Raw genomic sequence first — 10,105 nt, forward strand, 5'->3', positions numbered from 1 at the left:
TCGCCGCCACCGGCCCGGTGGCGGTGATCGCGCGCAATGCGGCGCGCGCGGCCGAACTGGCGCGCGGCGTGCAGATCGGCGGCCAGTTGCGCCGGCTCGACGTCTTCGCCCCGGACGCCCTGCCCACTGCCGACTGGGCGGTGCTGCTGGTGAAGACCGGCGACACCGACGCCGCCGCCCGCCTCGCCAGCGCCCTGCGGCCGCACGGCCTGCTGTCATTGCAGAACGGACTGATCGAGAGTCAGTTGCGCGAGGCCTGTCCCGCGCTGGCGGCCGGCCAGGGCGTGACGACCGAAGGCGCCTACCGCGATGCCACCGGCATCCATCCCTCGGGCGCCGGCGAGACCCTGCTGCCGCCCGGCTTCGAGGACCTCGCGGCGCTGTTCGTGCGCGCCGGTTTCGTCGCCCGCGTCGATCCGGACATCGCCCGTGCCCGGGTCGCCAAGCTGCTGGTGAACCTCGCCATCAACCCGCTGGCAGCGCTGTTTCGCGTGCCCAATGGCGCCCTGCTCGAACCGCCGCACCGCGTGCTGCTCGACACCCTGGTACGCGAGGCGCTGCCGGTGCTGCGCGCCAACGGCCTCGATCTGGACGAAGGGGCGGCGCTCTCACGCGTGCACGGCGTCGCCCGTGCCACCGCCGCCAACCGCGCCAGCATGCTGCAGGACGTGCTCGCCGGCCGCCGCACCGAGATCGACGCCATCACCGGCGCCCTGCTCGCCATGGCCGAGACGGGCGGCTTCGAGGTGCCGACGCATCGGGCCGTACATACCCTGGTGCGCGCGCTCGAGCACGCCGAGGCAGGAACCCCATCCGATCGCGGGTGATGCCGTGGCAGACCGCCGGGATTCGCAGTCGCACGCGGCCTGCCCGCCACGCGATCGCGTCGGGGAATGGCCGCCCCCTACGGTATAGTCGGGCACATCGGCGATCCGTCCAGCCCTGCCCATGCCCCCAGTCCTGCAAGCCCCCCTCATCGTCCGCACCCTGCTGCTGCTGATCCTTGCCGCGGGGGCGTATTTCCTCAGCGGTTTCCTCGTGCCGGTGCTGGCCGCGCTGGTCATCGGCTTCGCCAGCTGGCCGCTGTACCGCCGGGGCGTCGTGCTGTGCGGCGGGAAGACGGCGCTGGCCGCGAGCCTGGCCCTGATCGTCGTCATCTGCGCGCTGATCGTGCCGCTGACCGTCGCCCTGCACTACGCGCTGCAGGAAGCCGGCAACTTCATTGCCTGGCTGCTCGAAGCCAACCGGACCGGCGCATCGGTCCCGGACTGGATCCGGGCCCTGCCGATGGTCGGCAACCGGCTCGCCGAGTACTGGCTCCTGCACCTGGGCGAGCCCCAGGCACTCGGGCACTGGGTGGAGATCATCAGCGGCGAGCACCTGGGCAACATCTACCGCGCGCTGCTGAGCGCCACCGGCGATCTCGCGCGGCTGGCCCTGACCACGCTGTTCATGCTCATCACGCTGTTCTTCGTCTACAAGGACGGCAGCCGGATCGCGGCGCAGCTCGACGTCGTCGGCGAGCGCATCCTGCCGACGCGCTGGCAACGCTTCTCGCGCGTGGTGCCGTCCACCGTCAGCGCCACTGTCACCGGCATGGGCCTGATCGCAATCGGCGAAGGGGTGGTGCTCGGCGTGGCCTACTGGATCGCCGGCGTGCCCTCACCCGTGCTGCTCGGCGTGGTCACCGGTTTCATGGCGCTGATCCCCGGCGGGGCGCCGCTGTCCTTCACGCTGGTGTCGCTGTACCTGGTCGGCTCGGGCGACCTTGTCGCCGGGCTGGGACTGTTCGCGTGGGGGTCGATCGAGCTCTTCATCGTGGACAAGACGCTGCGCCCGCGCCTGGTCGGCGGCCCGGTGAAGCTGCCGTTCCTGCCCACCTTCTTCGGCCTGGTCGGCGGCGTGCAGACCATGGGGCTGGTCGGCCTGTTCGTCGGCCCGGTGCTGATGGCGCTGCTGGTGGCGATCTGGCGCGAATGGCTGCTCGGCATTGAAGAGCCCGCACCGGTGGCCAGCGGGACGGCACCGGCGGATGCCACCACGGACGCCATCGCGCGCCCATCCCCCGCCACACGGTCGTACACGACGATCGACTAAGGGCAGGAGCGGACGCGATCGCAGCAGGTCGGCACGCAACCCCTAGTAGTCAACCGGGTCGCCAAGCACTACCCGCAGTATCACTGTTCACACGTCAAGCTTGACACACGGCACCCGCCGGCCCTAATGTCTGCCCGTCACGGCTGCCCGGTTCCGACCGGGCAAGGGAATCCGGTGACGCATCGCAAGGTGCGGAATCCGGAGCTGCCCCCGCAACTGTAATCGGTGAGTCTTGCGCTTTTCCATGCCACTGGACGAATGTCCGGGAAGGCCGGCGCAGGACGACGACCCGAGAGCCAGGAGACCTGCCGCGACGCTTCCCTTAACAGCTCGGGGCGGGGTGTCCCTGACAAGAGGCATGGCTCAGACCATTTCACTTGCACGCTTTCCTGATGGCACGGCAGCACCGCATGGCATGGCCATGCGCGTGACGCATCACGCCCGTCCGTCGGAGATCCGCCCCGCCCGCACCGGATCTCCGCCATGCCCGCATCTGCCCGCCTCGCCCCGGCGCTGACGCCAGCTCCGCACGTACCGTCGATCACGGCCCCGCGCCCGATGCTGCGCTTCGGCGCCGCAGACACGCCGCGCATCCTCGAACACCTGCGTGCGCTGGATGCCGACGACCGGCTGCTGCGCTTCAGCCACGGCATCCGCGACGAGGGCATCGCCGCCTACGTCGCCAGCCTCGATTTCGCACGCGACCACGTGCATGGCCTGTGCACCGCGCAGGGCGACATCGTCGCCCTCGCCCATGTGGGGGTGCGCGATGGCGAGGTCGACTTCGGCCTCAGCGTCATCGCAGCCTACCGCCAGCGCGGACTCGGACGCGCGCTGTTCGGCCACGTCATCGCGCTGGCCCGCCTGCACGACGCGGTCCGCATCGTGTGCCACAGCGTCAGCCCGGCGGTGCTGCACATGGCGGCCACCAGCGGCTTCCGCCGTCCCGGCGGCAGCCACACCGCCCCGCTGACGCTGGAACTGCGGGCCGCGTCCCGCTGCGCCGACGACGCCCCCGCAAGCAGCCGGGCAGTCGCCTGACGCTGCCCTTGCCTCCCAAACCCCGCTCATTCGAATTCACCCAGACGAGGACATCCCGTGGACCGACTTCCGACCGAAGCGCTTGATAGCGCCATGCAACTCGCCGCATTCCAGATCATCCGCCGCAATGGCGCCGTCGTCGCCTTCGATCCGAACAAGATCGCCGTCGCCATGACCAAGGCCTTCCTCGCCGTCGAGGGCCGCCAGGGTGCGGCGTCCTCACGCGTACGCGACATCGTGGCCCGCCTCACCGATACCGTGGTCGGCGCCCTCACCCGCCGCCTACCCGACGGCGGCATGCTGCACATCGAGGACATCCAGGACCAGGTCGAGCTGGCGCTGATGCGCTCGGGCGAGCACGACGTCGCGCGCGCCTACGTGCTCTACCGCGAACGCCGCGCTGCCGAACGCGCGGCGCAGAAGGACGCCGAAGCGCAGGCGGGCGGCGCCGGCCCAGTGCTGCACGTCGTCGATGGCGAAGCGCGCCGCCCGCTCGACCGCGCCGCCCTGCTCGCCGTGTGCCGCGAGGCCTGCACGGGGCTGGACGGTGTGTCCGCCGACACCGTGCTCGAACACGCCCTGCACAACCTCTACGACGGCGTGCCGATTGCCGCCGTGCGCCAGGCGCTGGTGCTGGCCGCACGCACACTGATCGAGCGCGAGCCGGACTACGGACGTGTCGCCGCCCGCCTGCTGCTGTCGGCGATCCGCGTCGAAGTGCTCGGGCACGAGGCCTCGCAGGCCGACATGGCCGACCCCGACCAGGGTTATGCCGCCTGCCTGCCCGCCTTCATCCGCCGTGGCATCGAGGCGGAGCTGCTCGATCCCCGGCTGGCCGACTTCGACCTCGCCCGCCTGGCGGCGGCGATCCGACCCGAGCGCGACCTGCAGTTCGACTACCTCGGCCTGCAGACGCTGTATGACCGCTACTTCCTGCATGTCGACGACCGCCGCATCGAGCTGCCGCAGACCTTCTTCATGCGGGTGGCGATGGGCCTGGCGATCAACGAGATCGACCGCGAGGCACAGGCCATCGCGTTCTACGAGCTGCTGTCGAGCTTCGACTTCATGAGCAGCACGCCGACGCTGTTCAACAGCGGCACCCGCCATTCGCAGCTGTCGTCCTGCTACCTGACGACGGTGGCCGACAGCCTCGAGGACATCTACCAGTCGATCAAGGAAAACGCCCTGCTGCAGAAGTTCGCCGGCGGTCTGGGCAACGACTGGACGCCGGTGCGTGCGCTCGGCAGCCGCATCAAGGGCACCAATGGCCAGAGCCAGGGCGTGATCCCCTTCCTCAAGGTGGTCAATGACACCGCGGTGGCGGTGAACCAGGGCGGCAAGCGCAAGGGCGCGGTGTGCGCCTATCTCGAAACCTGGCACCTCGACATCGAGGAATTCCTCGAACTGCGCAAGAACACCGGCGACGAGCGCCGCCGCACGCACGACATGAACACCGCGAACTGGATCCCCGACCTGTTCATGAAACGCGTGCTGGAGAATGCCGAATGGACCCTGTTCTCGCCGGTCGACGTGCCCGACCTGCACGAGCGCTACGGCCAGGACTTCGAGGCGGCCTACCGCGCGTATGAGGAAAAGGCCGAGCGCGGCGAGATCCGCCTCTTCAAGCGCCTGCCCGCCCTCCAGCTGTGGCGCAAGATGCTGACCATGCTGTTCGAGACCGGGCATCCGTGGATCACCTTCAAGGACGCCTGCAACCTGCGCTCGCCGCAGCAGCACGTGGGCGTGGTGCATGGCTCCAACCTGTGCACCGAGATCACGCTCAACACCTCGGCCGAAGAGACCGCGGTGTGCAACCTCGGCTCGGTGAACCTGCCCGCCCATCTGGTGCGCGACGGCGACGGGCGCTGGACGCTCGACCACGACAAGCTGCAGCGCACCGTGCGCGTCGCGATGCGCCTGCTCGACAACGTCATCGACCTCAACTACTACGCCACGCCCAAGGCGCGCGCCGCCAACCTGCGCCACCGCCCGGTGGGCCTGGGCATCATGGGCTTTGCCGACGCCTTGCACATGATGGGCCTGGCCTACGCATCGGACGCCGCGGTCGAGTTCGCCGACCGTTCGATGGAAGCCGTGTGCCACGCCGCCTACTGGGCCTCGACCGAGCTGGCCGAGGCGCGCGGGCCGTATTCCAGTTTCCGCGGCAGCCTGTGGGACCGGGGCCTCCTGCCGCAGGACAGCCTCGCGCTGCTGGCCGAGGGCCGCGGCCGCAGCGGCGCCGGCGGCGGCGCCCTGCTCGAAGTCGACCGCTCCTCCGCGCTCGACTGGGGCCCGCTGCGCGAACGCATCGCCCGCCATGGCATGCGCAACTCGAACTGCGTCGCCATCGCACCGACCGCGACGATCTCCAACATCGTCGGCGTGTCGGCCTCGATCGAGCCGGACTACCAGAACCTGTACGTTAAATCCAACCTGTCGGGCGAGTTCACCGTGGTCAACGCGCATCTCGTGCGCGAGCTGAAGGCGCTCGGCCTGTGGGACGAAGTGATGGTGGCCGACCTCAAGTACTTTGACGGCTCGCTCGCCCCGATCGAGCGCATTCCCGCCGAACTCAAGGCGCGTTACGCGACCGCCTTCGAGATCGAGCCGCACTGGCTGGTGGAAGCCGCCTCGCGCCGGCAGAAGTGGATCGACCAGGCGCAGTCGCTGAATCTCTATGTCGCCGCCGCGTCGGGCCGCAAGCTCGACGAGCTCTACCGCCTGGCCTGGCTGCGCGGGCTCAAGACCACCTACTACCTGCGCACGCTGGGCGCCACCGCCATGGAGAAGACCGGCACCACCACGCCGTACGCCGCCAGCGCCGGCCCGGCGCCCAAGACCTGCTCCATTCTCGACCCCGACTGCGAGGCCTGCCAATGACCACCTTCTTCGACGACTGGGACACGCCGGTTCGCCCCCAGCCAGCCATCTCTTCAGCCAACACGCCCCTCGCCCGCGAGACAGACTCCCCGGCTTCCACGGTGACACCCACGACATCCCGCTACGGCACAGCCCTGTCCGCCACCGATGCCCGGCCGGGCGCGCTGGCGCCGGTGCGCGCAGCCGACAAGCGCATCGTCAACGGCCAGGGTGACATCAACCAGCTCGCGCCCTTCAAGTACCCCTGGGCGTGGGAGTTCTTCCTCAACGCCAACAAGAACCACTGGACGCCGCTGGAAATCTCCATGGCGCAGGACGTTCACGACTACCACCATCGCCTGACGCCGGCCGAGCGCCATGTGTTCGAGAACGTGCTGTCCTATCTGACCACCTCGGACATCCTCGCCATGCGCAACATCGGCCTGGCGGTGATGGAAAAGATGACCGCGCCCGAACTGCAGATCTACCAGGCCCGCCAGGTGTATGAGGAAGCCCTGCACACCTGGACCTACCAGCACTGCATCGAAAGCCTGGGCCTGGACCAGCAGGAGATCTACAACCGCTACCGCGTCGTGCCCGAGATCCACGGCAAGATCGCGCTCGCCAACCGCCGGCTCGAGCGCGTGATGCGGGCCGACTTCGACCTCACCGACCGCGACAACCTGCACGAATTCGCGCTCTCCTACCTCTTCTTCGCGGCCATCTTCGAGGGCTGCTGGTTCTACAACGGCTTCACCCCCATCTTCGCGCTGCAGCGGCGCGGGCTGATGAAGGGCACGGCCGAGCAGCTGCAGTACATCATGCGCGACGAGGTCCTGCACTGCGCCTTCGGCATCCGCACCGTGCGCACGCTCATCGCCGAGGAAAACCTGCAGCTCGATCCCGCGGCGCTCGCCCGCCTGTGGGAGGAAGCCGAAGCCGCCGAAGCCGCCTACGCCGGCTATCTGCTGCGCGAGCCCATCCTCGGCTACTCGGCCGCGCAGCACATGGGCCAGTTCCGCTACATCGCCAATCGCCGCGCCCGCCAGGTCGGGCTGGCCGAGCCCTTCCCCGGCGCGGAGAACGTGCTGCCGTGGCTGGACGAGCAGGCCAACCTGCGCAAGGAGAAGAACTTCTTCGAGACGCGGGTCACGGAGTACCAGACCGGCGGCGCACTGAGCTGGGAGTGAGTCGCTGCCGGGTAGCAGACGCGGGAATCGGGCCGCGCTGCACCCGGCGCCCGGCGGTTTCGTTAATCCCATTCACACACCCGCAGCCTGCATTAGCAATTCTCCGGCCGCCGTTAACCCGTGCGGCGGAAGATCACGCTCAACAGGACCGCCGACCTTCGTCGGACGGGAGCGTGATCAAGGAGAAGCATCATGTCGTTCAACCGCCGTGCCTTTCTGAAGTCCACCGCCGCCTTCGCCGTCGCCAGTGGCGGGCTCAAGCTGTTCGGGGTCAACGAGGTGTTCGGCGCGGACACCGTGCTGATCCCCCACGCCTCGCACTACGGCCCGTTCAAGGCCGTGGTGAAGAACGGCGTCCTGGTCGGCGTGCAACCGCTGAAGCACTTCGACCCGATGCCCACGCAGATGCTGCTCGAAGGGGTGCTGAGCCGCACCTACCACCCGACCCGGGTGCAGTATCCGATGGTGCGCCGTTCCTACCTCGCCAACCCGCGCGGCGACATCAAGGGGCATCTGCGCGGCAAGGAACCCTTCGTGCGCGTGTCGTGGGAAGACGCGCTCGCGCTGGTCGCCGACGCCAGCCTGCGCACGATCGAGCAGCACGGCAATGACGCGGTGTTCAGTTCGTCCTACGGCGGCTGGTCGCACGCCGGCGTACTGCGCCCGCAGGTGCTGCAGGGGCGGCTGTTCGGCCTCATCGGCGGCCACAGCGTCACCACCGGCGACTATTCCGGCGGCGCCTCGCAAGTCAGCCTGCCGCACATCATCGGCGACATGGAGGTGTATTCGCCGCAGACGTCCTGGGAAGTGATCCGCGACAGCACCGAGGTCTTCGTGCTGGTCGGCTGCGACCCGTGGAAGAACAACCGCATCGAATACACGGTGGCCGACCACCAGATGTACTCGCGCTGGGAGGCGATCCGCGATGCCGGCGTGAAATTCGTGTCGATCAACCCGCAGCGCACCACCACCGACGAGGCCATGCGCGCCGAGTGGGTGAAGATCGTTCCCAACACCGACACCGCGCTGTTCCTCGCGATGTGCTGGCACGTGTATACGACCGGCAAGTACGACAAGGCCTACCTCGACAAATACACGGTCGGTTTCGACCGGTTCCTGCCCTACCTGCTCGGCAAGGACGCCGACGGCACGCCGCCCAAGACGCCGGAATGGGCCGCGAAGATCACCGGCATCCCGGCGGCGAAGATCGTCGAGATGGCCGACCTTTTCGCCAGCAAGCGCACCCAGTTCGCCGGTGCCTGGGCGCTGCAGCGCGCCCACCACGGCGAGATGACGCACTGGGCGATCATCGCCTTCGCCGCCATGACCGGCAAGATCGGCAAGCCTGGCCAGGGCGTGGGCTTCTCCTGGCACTACGGCGGTGGCGGCATGCCGGTGTCGGGCAGGCGCGGCGCGGTCGGCATCCCGCAGGGGCGCAATCCGGCCAAGGGCCGCTGCCCCGCCTCGCGCATCTCGGAGATGCTGCTCAACCCCGGCAAGCCCTATACCCGCGACGGTACGAACTTCACCTTCCCCGACGTGCACATGATCTACAACGCCGGCAACAACTTCGTGCATCACCAGCAGAACACCAACGAGCTGATCGAGGCGATGGCGAAGAAGGTGCACACCGTGGTGAACCAGGACCCGTGGTGGTGCGCGTCCTCGCGCTACGCCGACATCGTGCTGCCCGCCACCAGCCACCTCGAGCGCAACGACATCAGCACCGGCGGCACCTACAGCAACGACAAGATCTGGGCGATGCGCCAGGTGATCCAGCCCTATGGCGAGAGCCTGGACGACTTCGAGATCTTCCGCCGCCTGGCCGAACTGTTCGGCGTCGAGTACGGCTTCACCGAAGGCCTGACGGTGATGGACATCGTCAGGAACAGCTACGCCAACACCGACGCCAGGATCCCGTTCGAGGAATTCTGGGAGACCGGCGTGGCCGAGATGGAGGTGCCCGATGCCGCCCGCCGCTGGGTGCGACATGGCGACTTCTACGCCGACCCGGTCAAGAACCCGCTGCACACCGCCACCGGCAAGATCGGACTCTACGTCGAAGCCTTCGAGCGCTTCGGCACCAAGGAATGCCCGCCGATCCCGAAGTACCTCGAGCCGGCCGAGTTCCTCGGCAACGCCAAGCCGGGCCAGGTGCATGTGGTGAGCCCGCACCCCTTCATGCGCGTGCATTCGCAGATGGCCAACGCCGAATGCTCGAAGCACCTCAACATCCAGGGCCGCGAATTCGCGCTGGTCAGCGAGGAGGACGCGCGCGAACGCGGCGTCAAGGACGGCGACCTGATCGAGGTCTACAACGATCGCGGCGCGGTCATCGTCGGCGCCCGGGTGTCGCCCAACATCATGAAGGGCGTGATCAGCATCTATGAAGGCGCCTGGCTGTCGAAGGACAGCAAGGGCCGCTGCAACAGCGGCGCGATCAATGTGCTGACCACGAGCGTGGCGGCGAGCGATCTCAGCCAGGCGACCAGCGCCAACACCTGCCTCGCCTCGTTCCGCAAATGCACAGACGCCGAAGGCCCGAACCGCGCCTACGAGCCGCCGGTGGTCGAGAACAGCACGGTCCGCATCGAGGCCGCCGCACTGAGCCTCACCGAGCGCGCGCAAAAGGCCAAGGCCGCCTCCACCGCCGGCCTGACGCCGGGCGAGAAGCTCTTCTACGAGCGCTGCACGCTGTGCCACGTGCCGCGCGAACCGGGCGACTACACGGTGAAGCAGTGGCACGGCATCACCGAGAGCATGTTCCCGCGCGCCGGTCTGACCGACGACGAGCGCAAGCTGGTGCTGGAATTCCTCGAAAAGAACGCGAAGAAGTGACCCCTTCCGACCCCAACCCCAGCCCCAACCCCAACCCCAACCCCAACCCCTAAGCGGCGCAAGCCGGCGTGGCGCCG

General features: G+C 68.5%; 6 protein-coding genes and 1 riboswitch. All 6 genes read left to right on the forward strand.

Annotated features, from left to right (window positions below):
- Nucleotides 1-827, forward strand: an 827-nt coding sequence (locus C664_RS19675; protein WP_004293293.1) for a ketopantoate reductase family protein, incomplete at its 5' end; no start/stop codon positions are given.
- A gap of 121 nt (nt 828-948) precedes the next feature.
- Nucleotides 949-2,097, forward strand: coding sequence for an AI-2E family transporter (locus C664_RS19680; protein WP_004293295.1), 1,149 nt, complete (start codon nt 949-951; stop codon nt 2,095-2,097).
- A 123-nt stretch (nt 2,098-2,220) separates the two neighbouring features.
- A riboswitch (cobalamin riboswitch) is annotated at nt 2,221-2,424 on the forward strand.
- A 156-nt stretch (nt 2,425-2,580) separates the two neighbouring features.
- Nucleotides 2,581-3,138 (forward strand): GNAT family N-acetyltransferase, encoded by a 558-nt coding sequence (locus tag C664_RS19685; protein WP_004293297.1) that lies wholly within the window; start codon nt 2,581-2,583, stop codon nt 3,136-3,138.
- Between the two features lie 57 nt (nt 3,139-3,195).
- The gene (locus C664_RS19690; protein ID WP_004293299.1) at nt 3,196-6,021 is read left to right on the forward strand and encodes a ribonucleoside-diphosphate reductase subunit alpha; all 2,826 of its coding nucleotides are present in this window, start codon (nt 3,196-3,198) and stop codon (nt 6,019-6,021) included.
- Complete coding sequence (locus C664_RS19695; RefSeq protein WP_004293300.1) at nt 6,018-7,190, forward strand: ribonucleotide-diphosphate reductase subunit beta; 1,173 nt, start codon at nt 6,018-6,020, stop codon at nt 7,188-7,190. Before C664_RS19690 ends, C664_RS19695 begins: the two co-directional genes overlap by 4 nt.
- Before the next feature lie 192 nt (nt 7,191-7,382).
- Nucleotides 7,383-10,028, forward strand: a complete 2,646-nt coding sequence (locus tag C664_RS19700; protein ID WP_004293302.1) for a molybdopterin-dependent oxidoreductase — start codon at nt 7,383-7,385, stop codon at nt 10,026-10,028.
- The last annotated feature ends 77 nt before the right edge of the window (nt 10,029-10,105 follow it).

Origin of the sequence: Thauera sp. 63 (assembly GCF_000310165.2) — a bacterium.
Classification (GTDB): Bacteria; Pseudomonadota; Gammaproteobacteria; order Burkholderiales; family Rhodocyclaceae; genus Thauera; species Thauera humireducens.